This window comes from Vibrio sp. 10N.222.52.B12, assembly GCF_002875385.1.
In the GTDB taxonomy this organism is placed as follows: domain Bacteria; phylum Pseudomonadota; class Gammaproteobacteria; order Enterobacterales; family Vibrionaceae; genus Vibrio; species Vibrio jasicida.
Genome location: NZ_MDAW01000121.1, coordinates 207312 through 230760 on the forward strand (window position 1 = coordinate 207312; position 23449 = coordinate 230760).

Here is a 23449-nt window from a genome sequence, read left to right on the forward strand (position 1 = left end):
TTACGCTCCAAACTTCACACGTGGGTCGACTAAAGCAACACAGATATCTGAAATGATATTACCGATCAGTAGCAATACCGCGTTGATAGCTACGATGCCCATAACTACAGGATAATCGCGCTCCATAATGGACTCATAACCAAGCAGGCCAATGCCATCAATGTTGAAAATTACTTCAATAAGGAATGCACCTGTCATAAAGAACAACAATGAATTACCAAAGTGAGAGGCGATTGGAATCAAACTATTGCGCAGCGCGTGCTTGCGTACTGCTTTCTTAAATGGCAAACCTTTTGCAATCGCAGTACGAATGTAATCGGATGACAAGTTTTCCATCAGGTTATTTTTCATTGTCATCGTTAGCGTTGCGAAGTCACCAATCAGGTAACAGATTAGAGGCAGTACCGCATGCCACATGATGTCTTTTGCGCGCTCAAAGAAGGTTTCATAGTCATCAAAGTCGTCTCCGACAAAGCCTCCCATCGGGAACCACTCTAGGTGATAACTGAACAAGGTGATAAGTAGGACACCAACCACGTATCCGGGTAGTGCGTACCCGACAAAGATGAGAATAGAAGAAGCGGAATCAAATACGGAGCCGTGTTTAAGCGCTTTATAATAGCCGAGCGGAATCGAAATAAAATAACTGATAAAAAAGGTCATTCCGCCATAAAACAAAGAAACAGGTAAGCGCTCTGCAATCATGTCAGACACAGGTTCGTAATAACGAGTAGATTCACCTAAATCAAGCGTCACCAAGCGACTCAACCACTCAACATAGGCTTCCATCACTGGTTTATCTAAGCCATAAAACGCATTCAGCTCAGCGATTTGATCATCGGAGAGAGCGGTATTACCGCCAGCAGATGTCATTGACGCGGCGCCATCACCTTGCGCTTGCATTTGAGAAAGCATGCGCTCAACCGGACCACCAGGTACGAATCGCGTGATAGCAAAGATAAGAATGGTAATCCCGAGAAACGTTGGGATAACCAACGCCAAACGGCGTAAAAAGTACGACAGCATATACAACTTGCTCCTTGTCTACTGTCCATTATTAGGCGGAATTGGAGAGGAGGAATCCGGCCCAAAATGGTGCATCTCTATCCCGTAGTAACTAAAGCTGTTGAAACACACTCCCTGAATTTCAAAAGCCAGTTTTTTCCACTACTGCAATAATTTCAGCGTCATATTTATCTTGAATCCACTGAAGCTTCAAGTGTTTGAACCCAAAACATGACAAACTTCCCTCGAGGTCGAAAAATAGAAATGTTTTTGTAAAAAATTATAAAAAACCACAAAACCAATTCATACAGAATATCAATCTGGGCACTTTAGAGCCAAAACCCTATATAAACATGCATATATAGAGAATAATTAGACGAAAACGCCCATTACTATTTGACCCTGAAATACGAGTGAGCCCTTTTATAATGGTGGGTATCATATTCTGATACCACCCCTTGCGATCGAGTTAACATAGAGACCATTCCATAAAAAAACCAAATCAGAATAATTCTCTAGATAAGCACCCATTTCCAGTACCAATCGCCTAGTTAAAAACCAAAGGCCACATAAGTCATTAGTCTTTACAAGAAACACAAAATACGGTGTTTTATTAATATTTGATCTCGCCCACTCTTCCTAACACAGCCATTTATTCTGTGATTTACATCACTTTTGGAATTTTACATCTTTTTTACATTTCCTTATCTCTGTTTACCACTGGTTTGACTTCCTTTTTTCACCTCAGGTATACATGTGGCAAGCGTTAACGAAATCTTAACGTCACAATTGGTCTTTAAGTGACCATACATAGGAAATAATAATAATCGGAGCAACAAGGATGTATAAAAACACAACCGCTTTATCTGTTGCGATCAGCCTTGCACTGGGAACGGCGGCGGCAGTGGCCCCACTAGCAGCACAGGCAGAAGAGCAGCAAGTTGAAAAACTTCAAAAGATGAAAGTTACTGGTTCACGTTTAACACGTGCGTCTATGGAAGGAAGCACTCCAGTAGCAGTAATCGGCCGTGCAGAAATTGAACGTGCCGGTGATATCTCCATCGCTGATGTACTACGTAAATCTTCATTCAACTCTTTCGGTTCATACAGTGAAAGTTCAGGTAGCTCGTGGCAGAGCCAAGCAACAATGTCGCTACGTGGCCTAGGTGCTTCACGAACACTTGTTCTTATTAACGGTAAGCGTCTACCTGGTTCTGCAACCATGGGTGGCGGCGCAGCAAACTTAAACGTGATTCCTGCAGCTATCGTTGAGCGTGTAGAAGTTATGGCCGACGGCGGTTCTGCCGTGTACGGTTCAGATGCTGTTGCAGGTGTTGTAAACGTAATTCTAAAAGATGAGTTCGACGGCATTAACGTAACCGTTGGTGGCGGCATTCCTTCGCAAGAAGGCGGTGATGAACAGAACTTCTCTATCGTAACGGGTACTTCTGGTGAAAAAGGTAATATTTACTTTTCGTTTGAACATGATTCGAAAGGTGAGATTTACCAAAGAGACCGTGATTACTTGAGCTCAAAGAATACTGGTTCAGATAACTACTTTGATATGTCTGGCGTAAGTATTTACGGCCGTAACGTATATCATGATGGCAAACTAAAGCCTCTGAACGGTTATGACACTGATGCGAAGTGTGACTCATCTAAAGGCTTCGTGGGTGTTACTGAATACCCTGGTCTTGGCCCTATGTGTGGTTACGACTACACCTCAGAGGCAGCTCAAACCGCTTCTCTTGAACGAAATACAGTTTTTGTAAATGGTAATATTTTCCTATCAGATACAACGACCTTTAACGCACAAATGCTTTTAAGCCGTAACGAAAGTTTCGGTCGTTTTGCCCCAGCGGCAGGTTACTTTGAAGTTGATCCATCAACTTCAGGCGGCGCTGATTTCTTTACAGAAAACGGCTTGGACCCATCTAAGGGCCCAGCAAGTGTTTACTACCGTTTCACGAACGTAGGTACGCGTGACACAAACGTTACGGATTTCCAAGCGGATATGAAAGCAGGCCTAGACGGCTCTTTCTATACTGACGGGTTCGGTGAGGTAATTTGGGAAACTGGCTACCACCTAAACTACTCAAACAGTAACGAGCGCGGTACTGGTTATGTTCTACGTTCACCTGCAGAAGCACTTGCTAACTCTGGTGAATTCGTAGATGGCGAATTTAGTGCTGATGCGACTAAAGATTTGGCCGCGACAACTGCACGTGAATCGCAAATGGAAATGCACCAGATCAATGGTGGTTTACAGTTCGACCTAGCAGATATCGGTGATGTAACCATTCCACTATACATTGGTGCTGAAGCAACAACGTATGACTACTTTGACCAATACGATTCACAAAGTGAAGCAGGTAATATCATTGGTAGCGCTGGTAACTCAGCGGCTGGTGATCGCCAAACATACGCTCTCTTTGCAGAATCCTTGATCGCTTTCACTGATGAGTTAGAGATGAACGTAGCGTTACGCTACGACCACTACAGCGATTTTGGTAGTGCCGTTTCACCAAAAGCATCATTCCGTTACCAACCACTTGATAACTTAATGTTCCGAGCTGGTGCAGGTATGGGCTTCCGCGCTCCTTCTTTAAGCAACCTTTACGGTGCGGATAGCGAATCAAATGATTTCGCAAAAGACTATGTTTACTGTGAAGACCAAGGCATCTCTGACGCAGATTGTCCTGAGAAACAGTACACAACAACGCGTACATCAAATGAAGATCTAGATGCTGAGACATCAACGTCATTTAACTTCGGCGTAAGCTACTCGCCAATCGAAGATCTAGCGTTAACTGCGGATTACTACAACATCCGTATTGAAGATACGATCGTGATGAACACACTACAGAGTATGATTGACCAAGAGCGTAGCAGCGGTCAACCAAACTCAAACATCACTCGTGATTCAGCAGGCAGCATCACACACGCAACGGTTCCACTATCAAACATCGGCGACCTTGAAACATCAGGCATCGACTTAAAAGTGAACTACTTGTATGACTTCGATGTAGCGACTGTACGTTACGACTTTGGTGGTACTTACGTACTAGATTACAGCAGCCCTGAGTACGTAGATGGTCCAACAAACAACAAAGTAGGCCGCAACGGTCTTCCTGAGTACCGTTTCCAAACGGGTGTTGGCTTCAATGTCTTGAGTGACCACGATATTTACCTATCGGCTGATCACATTGCCTCTCAAGCACAAGACGTAGATAAGAACTACAACAAGACCGGCAAGATCCCAAGCTACACAACGTTCAACGTAGCCTACAACTACATGGCACCTTGGGATGCAAAACTAACAGCAGGTGTACGTAACCTAACTGACGAAGATCCAGCATTTGAAGCAGATGGCGTTACATACAACGATGAACTGTACAGCATTCAAGGCCGTGTATTCTTCGTTAACTACTCTCAAAACTTTTAATTAAAAACTTTGGCGCAGGAACTTTTCCTGCGCCCTATTCGACTGACTTTTTACACACTGACAAGGATGCAACTATGACGTTAAAGGAATTTGGCGTAAGTGCAGTTACTGCCGCGATTTTAACGGTAAGTGGAGCAGCAGTAGCTGCGGACTCCGGTACCGTTGTCGCTAACCAAGCAAAGACAACGAAGTCTTCTCAGGCTTCACAACAAAAAATTGATAACTATGCTGAAAGCGCTGAAAGCATGCTGGCTGAATACAAAGGCCTACTGCGTCAAATCGACAGCATGAAAATCTACAACGAGCAAATCAATCGTATGGTTCAATCGCAGCAAGGCGAATTGGATTCATTAAACAGCCAGATTGCTCAAATCGATCAAACCGCGACTGAGGTTGTACCTCTTACATTAAAAATGATCGACGCTCTTGATGAGTTCGTTATGCTTGATCTCCCTTTCCAAAAAGAAGAACGCGCTAAGCGCGTTAACGAATTGCGTGACCTGATGGATCGTGCAGACGTAACAACTTCTGAGAAATTCCGTAAAGTGATGGAAGCGTACCAAATTGAAGAAGGCTTCTCTCGCTCAATCGAATCTTACAAAGCTAGCCTAGAGCGTAACGGTGAGACCGTGACTTACGACTTCCTACGTATTGGTCGTACTGCGCTTCTATTCCAATCTCCGGATGGCGGTGAAACAGGTATGTGGAATCAACAAACCCGTCAATGGGAATCACTACCAGAAAACTACCGTATCGCTGTACAGCAAGGCCTTCGTATCGCTAAGAAACAAGCGCCACCAGCGCTGATCAAACTGCCTGTATTTGCTGGGGAGGAATAAGAAATGAAAGGATTCAAAACTCTAGCCGCTGGTTTGCTAGCGAGCTTATTCATGATTTCCGGTGCGCAAGCTGAAGCACCTAAGAACTTATCTGAGCTACTGAAAAACGTAAAATCAGAAAGTATCGTTGAATCAAAAGAGAACAAGGCTCGTGAAGCTGAGTTCAAAAACAACCGTGACCAACAAGCTGCACTTCTTGAAAAAGCACGTGCAGAACTTGCAGCACAGCAAGCTCTTGGTGACGAATTAAAAGCAACATTTGATGAAAACGACAAACAGCTAACTGACCTAACAGAAACATTACGTGTTCGTTCAGGTACGTTAGGTGAAATGTTTGGTGTGGTTCGTCAGTATGCAGGTGAATTTAAAGGCCTATTTGCCGCTTCACAAAATGCTGTTCTTTTCCCAGAGCGTGACGCACTTCTTACGAAACTAGCAGAAAGTAAAGAACTTCCATCAACGCAAGAACTTGAAGCATTTTGGCACACGATCCTACAACAGGTAGTGGCATCAGGCGAGACAACAACAGCACAAGCAACAGTTGTATACGGCGAAGGTAAAGAAGCGGTACGTGACGTCACTCTTGTCGGTGAGTTTAACGCAATCGCAGATGGTAAGTACGTTACTTACGTACCTCAAACCGCTAAGTTTGAAGAACTATCACGCCAACCACGCAAAAACATTACTGGCCTAGTTGGTGGTTTTGAAGCAGCAGAAGGCACATACGAACCTTTGTTTATCGACCCATCTCGTGGTGTGATTCTGTCTCTACTTGTACAAAGCCCTACTGTTCAGGAGCGTATTGACCAAGGTGGTATCGTGGGTTACGTCATCCTAGGCATGGGTGCTATCGGTGCACTTATCGCGCTTATCTGTTACCTACGCCTATTGGTTATTGGTGGCAAAATGCGTAAGCAAGCGAAATCAGACACTGTTATTCCAGGTAACCCTCTGGGTGAAGTAATCCAAGCTTACCAAGACCACAAAGGTGACAACCTTGAGGATCTTGAAGCGAAACTGGATGAAATCATCCTACGCAACGCACCGAGCATTGAACGTTTTATCAGTTCAATCAAGCTGTTTGCTTCGGTAGCTCCTCTTCTGGGTCTACTAGGTACCGTTATGGGTATGATCGGTACATTCCAAGCAATCACACTATTTGGTACAGGTGATCCGAAGCTAATGGCTGGCGGTATCTCAGAAGCACTTGTTACTACGATGCTTGGTCTAGTTGTCGCAATTCCTCTACTGTTCCTGTACACCATCGTACACAGTAAAGGTCGCCGTTTGGTTCAAACTCTTGAAGAACAGAGTGCAGGCTTCATCGCTCGCTATCAGGAAAAACTGCATAAAGCCGAAAGCTAAGGAGGCATTATGTGGTGGTTAGTTGGAGAACTTGAATCAATTAGGCGCTTCTTGGGAATGGGTGGCGATGTACTTGTCGCCATCTTTATCCTCAGCTTTATGTTATGGGCAGTCTTGTTAGAACGTTGGTTTTACTTCGCTGCTGTCGCTCCCAAAGCAATGAAAAAAGCGGTGAGCTTTTGGGAAGAGCGTTCAGAACATAAAAGCTGGAACGCTAAGATGATCCGACAAGAAATGGTTTCTCGTCAGGATATTGAGAATAGAAAGGGACTGCCAATCGTTAAAGTACTGATTGCACTTTGTCCCCTACTTGGTCTGCTCGGCACTGTTGTCGGTATGATTCAAGTATTCGACATCTTAGCGGTAACAGGAACAGGAAGCCCCCGAGCAATGGCCTCGGGGATCTCAAAGGCAACAATCCCAACATTAGCGGGAATGGTGGCTTCTCTATCAGGACTTTTCTTTAGTACTCGTCTTGATCATTTAGCCAAAGTCACCACGCAGAAGCTTGAAGACAAGCTGAAGCACATTGCCTGAGTAAACGGAATTAGAGGTATAGGTCATGAAGAGACGCTATAGCAATGACAGCAGCGACGAGGCTGCTATCGATATGACTCCGATGCTAGACATCGTATTCATCATGTTGATCTTCTTTATCGTAACAACATCGTTTGTTAAAGAAGCAGGTCTAGAAGTAAATCGTCCTACGGCAAGTTCAGCGCAAACCGTGAAGAAAGGTAACATCATGGTTGCTATCGGTGCAGCAGGCGATGTGTGGGTAGACAAGCGTCGTATTGAAGTCGATGCGGTTCGTGCCAACATCGAGCGTCTACGTGCTGAAAGCCCAGACGGTGCGGTTGTAATCCAAGCGGATACAGAAGCAAATGCTGGCGTAGTCGTGAAGGTGATGGACCAGATTAAGATGGCAGGTGTTGAAAGCATCTCCATTGCCGCAACCAATAAGGATTAAGCCTATGCGGTATCTGGCCTCAATTGCACTGGCGCTCATTGTCTCCCTTGGATTGTTCTGGGGGATGGACAAGCTAGTAAACAAAGAGCGCCACGAGCTAGTGTCGAATGATGATCTCCGTATGGTGGAATTCATTCGCATTAAACCGGACGAAAAAATACAGGAGAAAAAGCGCGAACTCCCGAAACCACCACCACCGAAGCGCCCGCCGCCGCCACCTGAAATGAAGGTAACAGCAACGGTCAAACCGGTGATGGATCAAATCCCAATGGATATGCCGAAACTCGACCTACCAGTGAACGTTACGGGTGGTTCAGTACTCGGTCACTACTCTCAAGGTGGTGGTGCTCAACTGGCTGGAAGCGGAGGTCCTGTTCCTCTTGCGACATTCCAACCTCAAATGCCACGTAAAGCGGCACGAGCTGGGATTGAGAAAGGTATCGTTTTAGTAGAGTTTACTGTTAACGAGCGTGGCAGTGTTCAAGATGTCAAAGTCTTAAAAGAAACACCACGTAAGTTAGGCTTGGGTAAAGCAGCAAGAAAAACCGTATCAAAGTGGACCTTTAAACCAAAAATGGTTGATGGAAAGCCGGTAACTTCGCGCTTATCGCAAGAAATCGAGTTCTCTACTAACTAAGGAGTCGCAACATGAAAACATATACAAAATTGTTAGCTTCTCTATTGGTTATTGCAGGTGCGTACAGCGCACCTGCCCTAGCAAAAACACCAGAGTTGTCTGACAGAACGTTTCGAACGGTCAATAAAGTTCAAGAACTTATCGCTGAAGAAAATTACTCCAAAGCGATATCAAAGATTAATTCAGCGCTGGAAAGCTCTGGTAAGAAGCAATATGACAAAGCTGTTTTGCTACAACAAATGGGATTCCTCTATTCATTAAAAGATGACTACCCAAAGGCAGCGAAATACTTTGCTCAAGCTTTGAGTTTAGATGCTCTACCGGTACCCGTGGCGCAACAAGTGCGTTACAGCTTAGCTCAGCTTTATCTAGCGGAAGGCCAATTTAAAAAGTCTGTCGTGACGATGAAGGAGTGGTTCAAGATTGCTGAAACAACGGAAGAAAAGCCACAAGCACACGCTTACATCACATTAGCAAGTGCCTACATTCAGCTATCTGATTACAAGAATGCGATTCCGCCGACCAAAAAAGCCATCGCAATGAGTAAGAACCCTAGTGAGTCTTGGTATCAATTGTTGATGTCTGCACACTATGAATTGAAACAATTCAAAAGTGTTGCTGGTGTACTGAAAATTTTAACCACCAAGTACCCACAAAATAAGCGCTACTGGACTCAATTGTCTGGTATTTATATGGAGTTGAACCAAGAACGTAACGCCCTTTCGACTTTGGAAATGGCCCATAAGTTAGGCCTATTAGAAGAAGAGAAAGAGTATCTACGCTTAGTGAACTTCCAAGCTTATCAAGGTGTTCCTTTCCGTGCAGCTAAGACAATGCAAACATCGATGGATGAAGGCAAGGTCACACGTGATGCTAAAAACTTGGAGAAGTTGGCTTCTTTCTGGCAACAAGCACAGGAACTAGATAAGTCGATTGAGACTTATGTAGCGGCCTACAAGTTAGCGCCAAAAGCAAAAACGCAGATCAAGATTGCTCGTTTGATGATTCTCGACAAGCAGTACTCAGCAGCAACTAAGTTTGCTAAGAATGCCGCACCAGACGCCAAACGTGATGATAAAGGTGAGCTGAACTACATTCGAGGTATGGCGTACTTCGAATTAAATCAGCCAAGCAATGCATTAAAAGCAATGAAGAGTGCTGCGCAATCGCCTGATATGAAGCCTGTCGCTAGCCCTTGGATCAACTTCTTAGAGTCTCAAGGCTAACAGGCCACCAACACCTGTAAAGTAGTAACCAAAGTGGTTATGGTTGCTCCGAAAATTAAGTGTGAGTCAGTCGCACGCCTGGGGAAGTGAAAGCTTCCCCTTTTTTCGTTTCTGTATACAAAGATATGAATTTATACTGAGCCTCAAAGATCCAAAAGATCGGCTAGCCACCGCAAAGAGATCATGATACTCTTCGCCTCCATTTTTCTGGCGGGTTTATCACCAATCTCAAGCGGTTTGGTGAGAAAATCATCAACGTCAGTGCTATCGTTATACCAATTTCGCCAATAAGCGTTATTAGCATGACACAAGGTCGATACTCTTTCGGCATTCACTCAATCCAACCAAAAGTGGAACAGTACAATGGGCAAAGGTACTCTCTATATCGTATCGGCACCTAGCGGCGCAGGTAAATCTAGCTTGATCTCAGCAATGTTGGAACGCAACCCAACATACGCAATGAAAGTGTCTGTGTCTCATACTACTCGTAGCATGCGCCCTGGCGAAGAAAATGGTACGCACTACCACTTCGTAGCAAAAGAAGAGTTTGAAACTCTAATTGCTAAAGGCGACTTCCTAGAATATGCAGAAGTGTTCGGCAACTACTACGGCACATCACGCGTATGGATTGAAGAAACGCTAAATAAAGGCATCGACGTATTCCTAGACATCGATTGGCAAGGCGCACGCCAAATCCGTGAGCAAATGCCAGAAGCGAAAAGCATCTTTATCCTGCCACCATCAAATGGTGAGCTAGAGCGCCGTCTAAACACTCGTGGTCAAGACAGTGAAGAAGTAATCGCAAAACGCATGGCAGAAGCAAAGTCTGAAATCTCGCATTACAACGAGTACGATTATGTGATCGTAAACGACGATTTCGATACTGCATTGATGGACTTTAAAGCCATCCTACGTGCGGAAAGATTGAAGGAAGAAAAGCAAGCTGCTAAATATAAAGGTATGCTTGACGCGCTTCTAGCAGAGTAATTCTGTTCGGAAACACAAATTTTCGCTTCTTTATTACGGTAAGGAAGCTTATATTGTTTATATAGAAAGTCATTGTTGTTGCACGTCTTATCGCTAGTAAATATTACGCTGAGACTGTATACTTTCTCGTCATTCAAAATTTAGTTAACTATTTGGAGTCCTCATGGCACGCGTAACTGTTCAAGACGCTGTTGAAAAAGTTGGCAACCGTTTCGACCTAGTACTGATTGCGGCTCGCCGCGCTCGTCAAATGCAAACTGGCGGTAAAGATGCACTAGTGCCAGAAGAGAACGATAAGCCAACGGTTATCGCTCTACGCGAAATCGAAGAAGGTTTAATTACTAAAGAAGTTCTAGACGCTCGTGAACGTCAAGAACAGCAAGAGCAAGAAGCGGCAGAGCTAGCGGCAGTAAGCAGCATCGCTCACAACCGTTAATTCTGACTTTAGAATTCAACAACCTCCCGGGCCTATAATTTGTATCTATTCGATAGCCTCAAAGACGTTGCCCAAGAATACCTAACAGAGCCTCAAATTGAGGCTCTGCGTCAATCTTATGTGGTAGCAAGAGATGCCCATGAAGGGCAAACCCGCTCAAGCGGTGAACCATACATCATCCACCCAGTCGCTGTGGCTCGAATCTTGGCCGAAATGCGCCTCGATATCGAAACCCTCCAAGCTGCTTTGCTGCATGACGTCATCGAAGACTGTGACGTTACAAAAGAAGATCTCGAAGAGAAATTCGGCAATACCGTCGCTGAGCTGGTTGATGGTGTATCTAAACTGGACAAACTCAAATTCCGCGATAGGAAAGAGGCTCAAGCCGAGAACTTCCGTAAGATGGTTCTGGCGATGGTGCAAGACATCCGCGTTATCCTGATCAAACTGGCCGACCGTACGCACAATATGCGCACGCTAGGTGCCCTGCGCCCTGACAAAAAACGCCGTATTGCTCGTGAAACACTGGAAATCTACGCGCCGCTGGCTCACCGACTTGGTATTCACAATATCAAAACGGAACTCGAGGAGCTTGGCTTCGAAGCGCTTTACCCTAACCGCTACCGCGTTCTAAAAGAAGTGGTGCGAGCGGCACGTGGTAATCGAAAAGAGATGATCCAACGTATTCACAGCGAAATTGAAGGCCGACTCGAAGATGTAGGCTTAAATGCGCGCGTGTTAGGTCGTGAAAAGAACCTGTTCTCCATCTACAACAAGATGAAAACCAAAGAACAGCGTTTCCACACCATCATGGATATCTACGCTTTCCGAGTGGTTGTTGATACTGCCGATACTTGTTATCGCGTCCTAGGCCAAGTACACAGCTTGTATAAGCCACGCCCTAGTCGCATGAAAGATTACATCGCAGTACCAAAAGCGAACGGCTACCAATCGCTACACACTTCTATGGTCGGCCCACACGGTGTACCAGTAGAAGTTCAGATCCGTACCGAAGATATGGATCAAATGGCGGATAAAGGTGTTGCAGCACACTGGTCATACAAAGACAAGGGCGACAAGTCTGGCACAACAGCGCAAGTGAAAGCTCAGCGTTGGATGCAAAGCCTACTTGAGCTACAGCAAAGTGCAGGTAACTCATTCGAATTCATTGAAAACGTAAAATCGGATCTGTTCCCAGACGAAATTTACGTCTTCACGCCAAAAGGTCGTATCGTTGAATTGCCGTTAGGTGCTACAGCGGTCGACTTTGCTTATGCTGTGCATACTGATGTTGGCAACTCTTGCGTTGGTACTCGTGTTGATCGCAACCCTTACCCATTGAGTAAGGCACTGAAGAACGGTCAGACGGTAGAAATCATCAGTGCACCAGGCGCTCGTCCAAACGCGGCTTGGTTAAACTATGTCGTGACATCGCGTGCCCGCACTAAGATTCGTCAAGTATTGAAAACCATGCGTCGCGAAGAGTCTATTACCTTGGGTCGTCGCCTTCTGAATCACGCCTTAGGTCGCCACTCGATTGATTCAATCTACCCAGAAAACATCCAAGAAGTGCTCACGGATCTACGTTTAGAAAGCGTTGATGATCTGCTTGCAGCAATTGGTTTGGGTGAATTGATGAGTATCGTCATCGCTCGTCGCCTACTAGGTGACACCGATGAGTTGACCACAACAAGTTCGATTCCAAACGAATCTAAAAAGAAACTGCCAATCCGTGGTGCTGAAGGCCTGCTACTGACTTTCGCAAATTGTTGTCACCCGATCCCGGATGACCACATTATCGCTCACGTATCACCAGGTCGTGGTCTTGTGGTACACCGTGAAACGTGTCCAAACGTACGCGGTTATCAAAAAGAACCAGACAAATACATGGCTGTTGCTTGGTCTGAAGAGTACGACAAAGAATTCATCGCTGAACTAAAAGTCGATATGCTTAACAACCAAGGTGCGTTAGCGGAATTGACCAATGTGATTTCGAAAACCGGTTCGAACATTCACGGTCTCTCGACCGAAGAGCGCGACGGTCGCTTGTACACGGTTACCGTTCTGCTAACCACCAAAGATCGTGTTCACCTTGCTGGCATCATGCGTAAAATTAAGACCATGCCACAGGCGACTCGAGTCAGACGAAGAAAGAACTAAACTTCATCGCCATCCAATCACTGGGTGGCGATTTTTTATATCCCTATTAATTATGAATTTAGAACGTTACAACCGCATTCATCAGGTGCTAAAAGCACGCCAAACCGACCTCACTCTGTGCCTTGAAGAAGTTCATAAGCCAAACAACGTATCCGCTGTGATCCGTACTGCTGACGCAACAGGCTTACACAAAGTTCATGCGATTTGGCCAGACAAAATGCGTACCCTCACTCACACCTCAGCAGGCGCACGTAACTGGGTAGAAGTAGATACTCACAATTCGATTGAAACCGCGATTACCGAGCTCAAAGCGCAAGGCATGCAGGTTTTGGTCACTAACCTTTCGGACACCGCGGTCGATTTTCGTGAAATCGACTACACCAAGCCAACGGCAATTATTCTGGGTAGCGAAAAAATCGGCGCTTCAGAGCAAGCGAAGAAACTCGCAGACCAAGACATCATTATTCCAATGATCGGTATGGTGCAGTCTCTGAATGTCTCAGTCGCCAGTGCTGTGATTCTTTATGAAGCGCAGCGTCAGCGTGAAGCCGCTGGCATGTACGAACGTGAAGAGAGCGCTCTACCAAAAGAAACCATCAACCGCATTTTGTTCGAACGTGGGCATCCGGTCTTAGCAAAGGTAGCGAAGCGCAAAGGGCTAGAATACCCACAACTTGATGACGAAGGCCAAATTGTGGCTGACGAATCATGGTGGAAAGAGATGCAGAAGAAATAAATAGACTCGAGAGGCGAGAACGTTTCACTTCGGGATAACCTCATATCGTCAATCGATATGGCTCTTTCTCGCCTCACTGGTTAGTTTATTTCCGCGCTCTCGAATCTCGGAGCGTAAGCGTTCCCATATCCCTTTCTCTAACTTAATCCTGTACAAAAACACAGCTTAGTGGTTAACATACTGCTATGTTAACTATTTTCTTGAGCCCACTATGTCTGCCCAAATGTTATCTGCTGTTCCTTTAACTTCTCTGTCTGGAGTTGGCGCTAAAGTCGCAGAAAAACTCGCCAAAGTTGGCTTGCATAGCGTTCAAGATCTACTGTTTCATCTTCCTCTTCGTTACGAAGATCGCACTCGCATTTACCCAATCGCCAAACTGCATGCCGGACTTTGGGCGGCGGTACAGGGCAAAGTCATGGCTGTCGATACTACTTTCGGCAAACGCAAAATGCTGACGATAAAAATCAGCGACGGCAATGGCACGATTACCCTACGCTTTTTTAACTTTACTGCCGCGATGAAGAACAACTTCTCGAATGGTAAGTTAGTACACGCTTACGGTGAAATTAAGCGTGGCGGGATGGGCTTAGAAATTGTTCACCCTGACTACAAGTTTTATGTAAGTGAACAAAAACCGGATGTGGAACAGAGCTTAACCCCCGTTTATCCAACCACCGATGGGTTACGCCAAATCACTTTGCGTAACCTGACGGAACAAGCCTTATCACTCCTCGATAAAGCCGCAGTACAAGAGTTGCTACCTTCCGGTTTGTACGATCACCAGATCACCATGTCGCAAGCGCTGCATACGATTCATCGACCGCCTCCAACCATTAATTTGGATGAGTTTGATGAAGGTAAACACCCAGCTCAAATTCGTTTGATCATGGAAGAGTTACTGGCGCAGAACCTCTCTATGTTGGCAGTGCGCAGCAAAGGACAACAGGACGTTGCATTGCCTTTGGCGTCGTGTGACTCGCTGAAAAAGCAACTACTGGCTCAATTACCCTTCTCGCCGACCAATGCTCAAGCACGAGTCGTTAAAGAAATTGAAGCTGACTTAGAAAAAAACCACCCAATGATGCGCCTTGTTCAAGGTGACGTAGGCTCGGGGAAAACTTTAGTTGCTGCGCTTGCTGCCGTCAGAGCCATTGAACACGGCTATCAAGTCGCTTTAATGGCACCCACCGAACTGCTCGCCGAACAGCACGCGATTAACTTCGCTAATTGGTTCGAGAAAATGGGCATTCAGGTCGGTTGGCTTGCGGGTAAATTGAAAGGTAAAGCCAAAGAAGCCGAATTGGCGCGCATTGCCAGCGGTGAAGCGAAAATGGTAGTGGGCACTCACGCCCTTTTCCAAGAGCATGTTGAGTTCCATCATCTTGCGTTAGTCATTATTGATGAACAGCACCGCTTTGGTGTCCACCAGCGCTTAGAGCTGCGTGAGAAAGGCGCGAAACAAGGCGCTTATCCACATCAGCTCATCATGACAGCAACGCCGATTCCGCGAACATTAGCCATGACTGCTTATGCCGACTTAGAAACGTCGGTGATTGATGAGCTACCGCCAGGTCGAACACCAATCCAGACCGTCGCGATTCCAGACACCAAACGCGATGATATCGTCGAACGAGTGCGCAATGCTTGCTTAAACGAAGGCAAACAAGCGTATTGGGTATGTACCTTAATTGATGAATCTGAAGTCTTGGAAGCTCAAGCCGCCGCTGATACCGCTGAAGAGCTGCAACGTAAACTGCCTGACGTAAAAATTGGTCTCGTGCACGGACGAATGAAGCCCGCCGAGAAGCAAGCGGTGATGCAGGATTTCAAAGACAATAAGCTGCATTTACTGGTTGCAACGACAGTGATTGAAGTTGGCGTGGACGTGCCCAATTCAAGCCTGATGATCATCGAGAACCCAGAACGCTTGGGTTTAGCTCAGTTGCACCAGCTTAGAGGTCGTGTTGGTCGAGGTTCAGTGGCGAGCCATTGTGTGTTGCTGTATCACTCGCCACTATCAAAAACCGCCCAAAAACGTTTAGGCGTATTACGTGAAAGCAATGACGGCTTTGTGATTGCACAGAAAGACTTAGAGATTCGTGGACCGGGTGAGCTTCTTGGCACCAAACAAACTGGCTTGGCCGATTTTAAAATTGCCGACTTAGTGCGAGATCAGCGCTTAATTCCGGAAGTTCAACGCATCGCGCGTTACATTCATGACAACTACCCAACGAATGCGACAGCAATTATTGACCGTTGGTTAGGTGAGCGTGACATTTACTCTAAGGCGTAAGCTCTTTTTTCTCACCTACCCTCGCTCCATTAATAAACCTACCTTACAGACACTGTTCTGTAAGGTAGGTTTCGCATACATTCATTGCGCCAATGAATATCTCATTTAATAAAAGCCAACTCGACTTTATTCAATAATTACGACAAGTTAGAGCAAGCAAACTCTACATAAAGTTAATGATCCAAGCGGATATAAAAACATCATAAATACACAATGTCATCAAGGATAGATGCATGAAAAAACGTACCTTGCTTGCGGTCACAGCAGCATTAGTTGGTTCTGTACACTCCGCCCCCATAGCAGCGCAAGATAAACAGAGCGCGATTCTTCAGTCGGCTGAGCTTTTTGCCAAAAGTTCGGCTTACTTTAATCCAAAAATATCACCTGACGGCAAGCACTTAGCCTTTGAATCCAGTATCGATGGTAAAGATGCTTTGGTTATACTCGACAGTCAAACCATGCAGCCGAGCAGTGTGCTGCGCTTCTCAGGTAACGAGCAAGTGGGTGATTATTATTGGGTCAATAATGAACGTGTTGTCGCATCCAAAGAATATTTAAAGAGTTGGTCTACCGCCCCTCGCTACTACGGCGAACTCGTCTCGGCCAATGTGGATGGAAACAAATACGCTTATATATTTGGTTATAACCCTCCTCAAACTAGCCGCCTAGTGCGAGCATCCTCTATCGTAAGAGCTTACGGTGATGTCCTAGATATTCTGCCTGAAGACGACCGCCATATCTTAGTTTCTGCTCTTCCTCTCGGTGAATACAGTTTCAACTTAGAAGCGCCAAGAGAGGTGTACCGCGTCAACGTATACACCGGTAGGCGCTCAAAGATAACGACAGCACCCATCCCGTTTAGTCGGTTTCTCACCGACCATGATGGTGAAGTTCGCTTTGTTTCAGGCTTGAATAGCAATAACAAAGTCGAGCTTTATTATCGCGTCAACGATCAATGGAAAAGCTCCGATAAATTGGCGGCTTTAAAAAATTTCGAAGAGTTTTATCCTATCTCCTTTGCAGAGAATCAAGATTCCGTTTATGCCGCGATAAGTCAGTCAGGTGAGCCAAGAGCAATCCATCACCTCAACTTAAAAACCGGTAAAAGTACAAAAGTTGCTTCGGATGATACCGTCGATCCGAAGGAATATTGGTTAGATCCAGACTCAAAGCAACTTTACGCGGTCGAGTTTGAAAGTGATTACCCTACTTATGCCTTTGTTGATCCAAAAAACAAACGCAGCGAATACTTAAAGCAAATCCTCACTTCTCTGTCTGGTCATCAAGTTCGCCTAGTCAGTGAGACAGAAGCTGGTGACGCTTACGTCATCATGGCCTTTAACGATAGAAATCCTGGGGATTACTACTTATTTACCACCGAGCCAAAAGAAATCCGTTATCTGTTCTCGGCACGAGAGTGGTTAGACCCAGAGAAAATGGCCGAAGTGAAGCCTTTTGAGTTCACCAGTCGAGACGGGAAAACCATATCAGGCTATCTGACATTGCCTCCAAATACTGAAGCAAAAAATCTCCCTCTTATCGTCAATCCGCATGGCGGTCCTCATGGTCCACGAGATTGGTGGCGTTTTACCGAGGAGAATCAGTTTCTCGCTAACAATGGTTATGCTGTGATGCAAGTAAACTTCCGTGGTAGTGGTGGTTTCGGTAAGCAGTTTGAAGAGGCTGGCTATCGTAAATGGGGAACGAACATTCAATATGACATCATCGACGCCACCAAACACATTGTCGCAGAAGGCATAGCAGATAAAGAACGCATCTGTATTTCTGGCGGAAGCTTTGGTGGATACAGTGCATTGCAATCCGCCACCCTTGCACCTGAGTTATTCCAGTGCGCAGTGGGCAGTGCCGGTGTTTATGACCTTGAGTTGATGTTCACCGAAGGTGATGTGCCCGATAGTCGCATGGGGTTAAGCTATTTGAAAGAAGTACTGGGAACCGACCCTAAAGTCTGGAAAGCCATGTCTCCAACTCATAATGCAGACAAGTTGAAAGCTTCTATTCTTCTCGTGCATGGTGGAAAAGATCAACGTGCGCCCATTGAACATTATGAGGCAATGGCTAAAGCACTCGACAAGCTCAACTACCCATACGAATCTTTTGTGTTAGACGATGAAGGACATGGCTTTTACAAAGATGAACACCGAGCTAAATATTACGCTCATGTGTTGGGCTTCTTCGATAAGCACTTAAAAAACTAACCTCCCAAGGTAAAACCTTAAAGGCGATAGCCATTCCGTTATCGCCTTTTCTTTTTAGCTCAAAGCAAACGTTTGCTTTTTGAATAAATCCCTCTATAATCGCGCTCAAAATTTATGGTGTGCACCTTGTCACATCAAACCAACCTGAGTTGACACTGATTAACAGCAATCACAGGTCATAACGTCAACTCCACCCAGCACTCCCATTCAGCGAGCTCTGGGGCAAGATTTATTGCGACTAGCGAGACAAACATGACAACTTCAAACCGAACTTCGGAACTGGTCTATCAGTTAAACGATCGTCCACCACTACCTCAGACCATTTTTGCTGCACTTCAGCACTTATTGGCGATGTTCGTAGCCGTTATTACTCCTTCTCTGATCATTTGTCAGTCTTTGGGTGTGCCTGCTGACCAAACCAACACCATCATCAGCATGTCATTGTTTGCATCTGGCGTGTCTTCCTTTATTCAAATTCGTACCTTTGGCCCTATCGGCTCTGGCTTGCTTTCAGTGCAAGGCACCAGCTTTAACTTCTTAGGTCCAATAATTGGTGCAGGTCTTTCTCTTAAAGCAGGTGGCGCAGATCTCAGCACTATGATGGCAGCGATCTTCGGTACTATCTTGGTAGCTTCTTTTGCTGAAATCCTGCTATCTCGCGTCCTAGAACACGCACGCCGCATCATTACGCCATTGGTGTCTGGCATTGTCGTGACGCTTATCGGCCTGACGCTTATCCAAGTGGGCTTAGTATCAATGGGTGGTGGCTACGCGGCGATGAGCGATGGCTCTTTCGGTAGCCTAGATAAACTAGCTCTAGCTGGTACAGTACTTGGCCTAATCGTAATTCTTAACCGTTCAAAGAACCCATACCTACGCGTTGCATCAATTGTAATTGCAATGCTAGTTGGCTACGTCATGGCGTACTTCATGGGCATGGTCGACACCTCAACACTGGGCGAAACTGACCTCATCGCACTGCCGATCCCAATGCAATACGGCTTAAGCTTCGACTGGTCGCTGTTTATTCCATTGGTTCTGATTTTCTTCATTACGGCACTAGAAGCGATTGGTGACATTACCGCAACGTCTGAAGTTTCTGGAGAGCCAGTGAAAGGCCCGGTTTACATGAAGCGCATCAAAGGCGGCGTATTAGCTGACGGCCTGAACTCAGCGATTGCAGCAGTATTCAACAGCTTCCCGAACTCTACCTTTAGCCAAAACAACGGCATCATAATGCTCACTGGCGTAGCAAGCCGTTACGTAGGTTACTTCATCTCAGGCATGCTGGTGATTCTGGGTCTGTTCCCGGGTGTGGCAAGCTTTGTTCAGCTGATTCCTGAGCCAGTACTGGGCGGCGCAACCATCGTGATGTTCGGCACCATTGCCGCAGCGGGCGTGCGCATTATCTCTCGTGTTGACCTCGATCGCCGCGCAATCCTAATTATGGCGCTGTCATTCTCAATGGGTTTGGGCATTGCACAAAAACCAGAAATTCTGCAATTCATGCCGGAGTTCATTAAGAGTATTTTCTCAACAGGCGTGGCGGCAGGCGGCATCACCGCTATCGTATTGAACCTACTGCTTCCAGAGAAACTGGAAGAGGAAGATGAGCTGGTTGCTCAAGAGGTAAAAGAATCCTAACCTTGCCTAGGATGATCGGGGAGCCCAACCTAGTCATAGGTTGGGCTTTTTTATTGGAATCGATTGAGCAAGAAAGCTTACTTGGTTGGGAAACTGATTTGTGCGCTTAACCCGCCTTCACTGCGGTTACGTACCACAACCGAGCCAGAATGTTGGCTAACGATACGCTTCACAATGGCTAAGCCCAATCCGGTCCCTTCACTGCCTCGCGCGGTATCACCACGAGTAAAAGGTTCAAACAGCTTGGCAATTTGCGACTGCTCGATACCCGGGCCATTGTCTTCAACGCAAACCCACACCAACTGTTTGTCGGCCGTGACGCCCGTACTGATTTTCACCCAGCCATTGCCGTATCGTAGAGCATTAACCACAAGGTTACTCACCGCGCGTTTAATCGCGATTGGACTGCCTTTCGCGGTTGGCATCGTAGGGTTGAGGTCAGTTTCGATTTCGACTTCATAACCCCCTTCCGACGTTGCTACATCGCTGGTAATGGTATTGATGTCCACCTGCTCAAACGACTCTTTATTTACTGGCTTGAGGTAGTCCATAAACTGACTGATGATCTCGTTACACTCTTCGGTATCACTGATGATGCCTTCGGCTAAGTAACTGTCTTCAGGTGACATCATTTCTGTCGCGAGGCGAATACGCGTCAGTGGCGTGCGTAAGTCGTGACTAATGCCTGCCATTAGTAGCGCACGATCTTCTTCCAGCTCTTGAATACCTTTCGACATCTGGTTGAATGCGCGAGTTACAGAGCGGATTTCTGAAGCACCTTTCTCTGGCAATGGCGGCGGAATTTCACCTCGACCTACTCCTTTCGCGGCTTTTTCTAACGCAATCAAAGGTCGGTTTTGCAAACGGATAAACAACCAGCCACCAGCAATGATAAGAAGCGCCATGATCAAGCTGTTACGGAACAGCGGAGCAAAATCTTCTTCTTGCAGTTCAGAGAGCGGAATACGAATGATGGAGTTCGGCAACTGATCGATGCGCATCCACAGAATGTAGCTCTCACTGCCAAGTAGCAAACGAACTTCCGTTGGTGAGCCAAGCTCTTGCGACATTTCTTCTGACATCAAGTCAATCGACATCGCATGATTGAACTCATTCATCATCTCGCTATCAACGCTATGTACTGTTACTCCAAGATTTTCTAGCAATTGGTGACGCAGAGGTGCATCAGACTTGAGTAAACCATCTTCATCAAGAACCAAATTCAATTCATGAGCGAGAATTTTGTTGAACTGTTGCAAACTTGGCATCAACGCGTAATTAAAAACGGCGTAGTAAGAAAAGACTTGGCTAGCGAGAAGCAAAGAAATGAACAGTAAAATGGATTGTGTAAATGAACTTCGGATTCGCATGGAGGATCCCTAATGGACTGTTCCTAGTGAACAACATTAATTGCGAGTTTCCAGCCCTCAAACAGGAAGGAGGCTTGAGGGTGGAATATGAGCAGCCGAGTATTATCGGCAGACCTTTGAGGTGATTACGCTTCTTTTCCGTCTGGGACGAACACGTAGCCTAAACCCCACACCGTTTGGATGTAGCGCGGCTTACTTGGATCATCCTCTAACATGCGACGTAGACGCGAAATTTGCACGTCAATAGAACGCTCCATCGCTGAGTATTCACGACCACGAGCCATGTTCATCAACTTATCACGCGACATCGGCTCACGAGCATTGGTCACTAGCGCTTTAAGTACCGCGAACTCACCAGAAGTCAGTGGCATTGCTTCATCGCCACGGAACATTTCACGCGTTCCGAGGTTCAGACGGAAGTCACCAAACTCAACGACTTTCTCTTCCGTGCTTGGCGCACCAGGTAGTTCAACCGTTTGGCGGCGAAGTACCGCTTTAATTCGAGCCAGCAATTCACGTGGGTTGAACGGCTTCGGTAGGTAATCGTCGGCACCCACTTCAAGACCAACAATACGATCGACTTCATCGCCTTTCGCTGTCAGCATCAGAATAGGTAGCATGTTGTTGGCATGACGTAAACGACGACAAATTGATAAGCCATCTTCGCCCGGCAACATTAAATCCAGCACCATAAGGTGGAAGTTTTCACGGGTCAGAAGACGATCCATCTGCTCACCGTTAGCGACACTTCTCACCTGAAAACCTTGCTCAGAAAGGTAACGCTCCAAAAGAGCACGCAAACGAGCATCGTCATCAACCACTAATATTTTATGATTTTCCTGCATTGAAACATCCTTTCAGAGGCATCTATAGTCAAAAATGTATCACTGTTTTTTCAAACGTGCTTGTGCAAATTGTTACTCTTTTTATCTTAGCCACGATTTTGATGGATTATTCCCATGTTTCACCTTGTTTTTCTTCCCTTCACAACAATTTACAGTCAGACAAAATCAAGGCTGCTATACCCAAGTGACTTCAAGATGCAGGATTCAGAGCGCTGTCATTGATTCGAGTTCAAGGAAAACAACGCAGCGTAATAGCCAGCTCTTTCCAAGTTGTTTGACACAGAAGTCGGGGCAATGACACGCTCCCGAAGGGCGAGTTGTCTTGGCTTGTATACTTTGTTGCCGATTCTTGATTTAGGTCCACTAGACCTTTAAATCGCCGCCGCGTCTACAAACCAAGTCATTCTCGCTGAACCTAGCATCTTGAGGTTACTTGGGTATATGATCAACAGAATCCAATAACGGCTGATTTACTTCTAATGAAAACCAATTTAATTACCCGTGAAGGCTACAATCGCCTAAAAACAGAACTCGACTTTTTATGGCGAGAAGAACGCCCAGAGGTCACCAAAAAGGTAACTTGGGCAGCAAGCTTAGGCGACCGAAGCGAAAACGCAGATTATCAGTTAGAACCACCAAAGATGTACTAATTTCATGGTACTGTTTGTCTATTCGTAACTCATAAATAGTTACCATACTATCAAGTCGTACTATTTTAAGAGTTCACTTTCACAAGTATCATCTACTCTCACTTGGTTTTGTTCCAAGAAACAAACATGCTGAAGAGGCATGGAAAACGAAAATGCGTTTTTTCACGCCGGAGATTCGTTTCGCTGGGCGCGATTCACAACCTGCGAAATGAAGTTGTTTTTGCCTAAAAGTGAGTTTAATTAAATATTCTACAGAATCTAGGCGAGGTTGTGACTGACACTAGGAGTGCACCGGTTTCTGGGATGGGCAATAGCCGAGCGTTATTTGGAAGAAATGAATGGGTGCTTTTTTCAAATCGAACATTATCTTCCCCCGCATAAACTATTAAAAGAAACTTACCTAACAGTTGAAGACATACAAAACCGACGACTCAAAAATATAGAGAATGCTCACTTGATTAACCGGGGAATGCCAATAACACCTTTAGAAGAAGAAAAAGCCAAAGCGTTTTATGAGGCCAACCCAGATCTTGATACTTTAGAACGCTACTTTCAGCGAAGCCGTTTATCTTTGGAAAAAATGATAGAAATATAACGGTTGTTGATATGGCTACAGGGCATG

General features: G+C 45.7%; 18 protein-coding genes and 1 pseudogene. 16 read left to right on the top strand and 3 right to left on the bottom strand.

All coding sequences use genetic code 11. From position 1 onward, the window contains the following. Nucleotides 1–1026 (bottom strand): ABC transporter permease subunit, encoded by a 1026-nt coding sequence (locus BCT11_RS15115; RefSeq protein WP_005434432.1) that lies wholly within the window; start codon nucleotides 1024–1026, stop codon nucleotides 1–3. A gap of 820 nt (nucleotides 1027–1846) precedes the next feature. Between BCT11_RS15115 and BCT11_RS15125 the strand changes: the two genes are divergently transcribed. From BCT11_RS15125 to BCT11_RS15190, 14 genes are all read left to right on the top strand, one after another. Then, nucleotides 1847–4450, top strand: coding sequence for a TonB-dependent receptor (locus BCT11_RS15125; protein ID WP_045399414.1), 2604 nt, complete (start codon nucleotides 1847–1849; stop codon nucleotides 4448–4450). A 74-nt stretch (nucleotides 4451–4524) separates the two neighbouring features. Then, the gene (locus BCT11_RS15130; protein WP_102388630.1) at nucleotides 4525–5289 is read left to right on the top strand and encodes a DUF3450 domain-containing protein; all 765 of its coding nucleotides are present in this window, start codon (nucleotides 4525–4527) and stop codon (nucleotides 5287–5289) included. Between the two features lie 3 nt (nucleotides 5290–5292). Then, entirely contained in the window at nucleotides 5293–6654 is a 1362-nt protein-coding gene (locus BCT11_RS15135) for a MotA/TolQ/ExbB proton channel family protein (RefSeq protein WP_038870104.1), read from the top strand. A 9-nt stretch (nucleotides 6655–6663) separates the two neighbouring features. Continuing rightward, nucleotides 6664–7191: a MotA/TolQ/ExbB proton channel family protein gene (locus tag BCT11_RS15140; protein ID WP_038870102.1), complete on the top strand. Its 528-nt coding sequence runs from the start codon at nucleotides 6664–6666 to the stop codon at nucleotides 7189–7191. A 25-nt stretch (nucleotides 7192–7216) separates the two neighbouring features. Beyond that, entirely contained in the window at nucleotides 7217–7624 is a 408-nt protein-coding gene (locus tag BCT11_RS15145; protein WP_005430119.1) for a biopolymer transporter ExbD, read from the top strand. A 4-nt stretch (nucleotides 7625–7628) separates the two neighbouring features. Next, the gene (locus tag BCT11_RS15150; RefSeq protein ID WP_005529132.1) at nucleotides 7629–8261 is read left to right on the top strand and encodes an energy transducer TonB; all 633 of its coding nucleotides are present in this window, start codon (nucleotides 7629–7631) and stop codon (nucleotides 8259–8261) included. Nucleotides 8262–8272: 11 nt separating this feature from the next. Continuing rightward, nucleotides 8273–9487 carry a hypothetical protein gene (locus tag BCT11_RS15155; protein WP_045409296.1) on the top strand — a complete coding sequence of 405 codons (1215 nt, stop codon included), beginning with the start codon at nucleotides 8273–8275 and terminating at the stop codon, nucleotides 9485–9487. 363 nt (nucleotides 9488–9850) lie between these two features. Further along, complete coding sequence (gene gmk, locus BCT11_RS15160) at nucleotides 9851–10474, top strand: guanylate kinase (protein WP_038870100.1); 624 nt, start codon at nucleotides 9851–9853, stop codon at nucleotides 10472–10474. A 163-nt stretch (nucleotides 10475–10637) separates the two neighbouring features. Further along, a complete protein-coding gene (gene rpoZ / locus BCT11_RS15165; RefSeq protein ID WP_005379346.1) occupies nucleotides 10638–10910 on the top strand; it encodes a DNA-directed RNA polymerase subunit omega in 273 nt (90 codons plus the stop codon). Nucleotides 10911–10949: 39 nt separating this feature from the next. Beyond that, the gene (gene spoT / locus BCT11_RS15170) at nucleotides 10950–13070 is read left to right on the top strand and encodes a bifunctional GTP diphosphokinase/guanosine-3',5'-bis pyrophosphate 3'-pyrophosphohydrolase (protein WP_038870099.1); all 2121 of its coding nucleotides are present in this window, start codon (nucleotides 10950–10952) and stop codon (nucleotides 13068–13070) included. 52 nt (nucleotides 13071–13122) lie between these two features. Next, nucleotides 13123–13806 carry a tRNA (guanosine(18)-2'-O)-methyltransferase TrmH gene (gene trmH, locus BCT11_RS15175; protein WP_038876971.1) on the top strand — a complete coding sequence of 228 codons (684 nt, stop codon included), beginning with the start codon at nucleotides 13123–13125 and terminating at the stop codon, nucleotides 13804–13806. Nucleotides 13807–14017: 211 nt separating this feature from the next. Further along, a complete protein-coding gene (gene recG / locus BCT11_RS15180; RefSeq protein WP_102388631.1) occupies nucleotides 14018–16099 on the top strand; it encodes an ATP-dependent DNA helicase RecG in 2082 nt (693 codons plus the stop codon). Nucleotides 16100–16332: 233 nt separating this feature from the next. Next, complete coding sequence (locus tag BCT11_RS15185) at nucleotides 16333–18318, top strand: S9 family peptidase (RefSeq protein ID WP_102388632.1); 1986 nt, start codon at nucleotides 16333–16335, stop codon at nucleotides 18316–18318. A 252-nt stretch (nucleotides 18319–18570) separates the two neighbouring features. Continuing rightward, on the top strand, nucleotides 18571–19962 hold the full coding sequence (locus tag BCT11_RS15190; RefSeq protein WP_039985618.1) for a uracil-xanthine permease family protein: 1392 nt from the start codon (nucleotides 18571–18573) through the stop codon (nucleotides 19960–19962). Between the two features lie 77 nt (nucleotides 19963–20039). Here BCT11_RS15190 and envZ read toward each other — a convergent pair whose 3' ends face one another. Both envZ and ompR read right to left on the bottom strand, forming a co-directional pair. Next, nucleotides 20040–21332, bottom strand: coding sequence for a two-component system sensor histidine kinase EnvZ (gene envZ, locus BCT11_RS15195; RefSeq protein ID WP_038876979.1), 1293 nt, complete (start codon nucleotides 21330–21332; stop codon nucleotides 20040–20042). Nucleotides 21333–21457: 125 nt separating this feature from the next. Then, on the bottom strand, nucleotides 21458–22177 hold the full coding sequence (gene ompR / locus BCT11_RS15200; protein WP_005430151.1) for a two-component system response regulator OmpR: 720 nt from the start codon (nucleotides 22175–22177) through the stop codon (nucleotides 21458–21460). Nucleotides 22178–22656: 479 nt separating this feature from the next. Between ompR and BCT11_RS15205 the strand changes: the two are divergent. Further along, nucleotides 22657–22803: pseudogene (locus tag BCT11_RS15205) on the top strand (transcription elongation factor GreB); the annotation flags it as partial. Nucleotides 22804–23152: 349 nt separating this feature from the next. After that, nucleotides 23153–23422 (top strand): hypothetical protein, encoded by a 270-nt coding sequence (locus tag BCT11_RS15210; protein WP_133152150.1) that lies wholly within the window; start codon nucleotides 23153–23155, stop codon nucleotides 23420–23422. Nucleotides 23423–23449: the final 27 nt, after the last annotated feature.

Bases quoted from the DNA above. Each gene is read 5' to 3' on its own strand.
- BCT11_RS15135 (WP_038870104.1), top strand. From the start codon at position 5,293: ATGAAAGGATTCAAAACTCTAGCCGCTGGTTTGCTAGCGAGCTTATTC.
- BCT11_RS15190 (WP_039985618.1), top strand. From the start codon at position 18,571: ATGACAACTTCAAACCGAACTTCGGAACTGGTCTATCAGTTAAACGAT.
- BCT11_RS15155 (WP_045409296.1), top strand. From the start codon at position 8,273: ATGAAAACATATACAAAATTGTTAGCTTCTCTATTGGTTATTGCAGGT.
- trmH (WP_038876971.1), top strand. From the start codon at position 13,123: ATGAATTTAGAACGTTACAACCGCATTCATCAGGTGCTAAAAGCACGC.
- ompR (WP_005430151.1), bottom strand. From the start codon at position 22,177: ATGCAGGAAAATCATAAAATATTAGTGGTTGATGACGATGCTCGTTTG.
- BCT11_RS15130 (WP_102388630.1), top strand. From the start codon at position 4,525: ATGACGTTAAAGGAATTTGGCGTAAGTGCAGTTACTGCCGCGATTTTA.
- BCT11_RS15125 (WP_045399414.1), top strand. From the start codon at position 1,847: ATGTATAAAAACACAACCGCTTTATCTGTTGCGATCAGCCTTGCACTG.
- envZ (WP_038876979.1), bottom strand. From the start codon at position 21,332: ATGCGAATCCGAAGTTCATTTACACAATCCATTTTACTGTTCATTTCT.
- BCT11_RS15150 (WP_005529132.1), top strand. From the start codon at position 7,629: ATGCGGTATCTGGCCTCAATTGCACTGGCGCTCATTGTCTCCCTTGGA.
- rpoZ (WP_005379346.1), top strand. From the start codon at position 10,638: ATGGCACGCGTAACTGTTCAAGACGCTGTTGAAAAAGTTGGCAACCGT.
- BCT11_RS15185 (WP_102388632.1), top strand. From the start codon at position 16,333: ATGAAAAAACGTACCTTGCTTGCGGTCACAGCAGCATTAGTTGGTTCT.
- BCT11_RS15145 (WP_005430119.1), top strand. From the start codon at position 7,217: ATGAAGAGACGCTATAGCAATGACAGCAGCGACGAGGCTGCTATCGAT.
- recG (WP_102388631.1), top strand. From the start codon at position 14,018: ATGTCTGCCCAAATGTTATCTGCTGTTCCTTTAACTTCTCTGTCTGGA.
- gmk (WP_038870100.1), top strand. From the start codon at position 9,851: ATGGGCAAAGGTACTCTCTATATCGTATCGGCACCTAGCGGCGCAGGT.
- BCT11_RS15115 (WP_005434432.1), bottom strand. From the start codon at position 1,026: ATGCTGTCGTACTTTTTACGCCGTTTGGCGTTGGTTATCCCAACGTTT.
- BCT11_RS15140 (WP_038870102.1), top strand. From the start codon at position 6,664: ATGTGGTGGTTAGTTGGAGAACTTGAATCAATTAGGCGCTTCTTGGGA.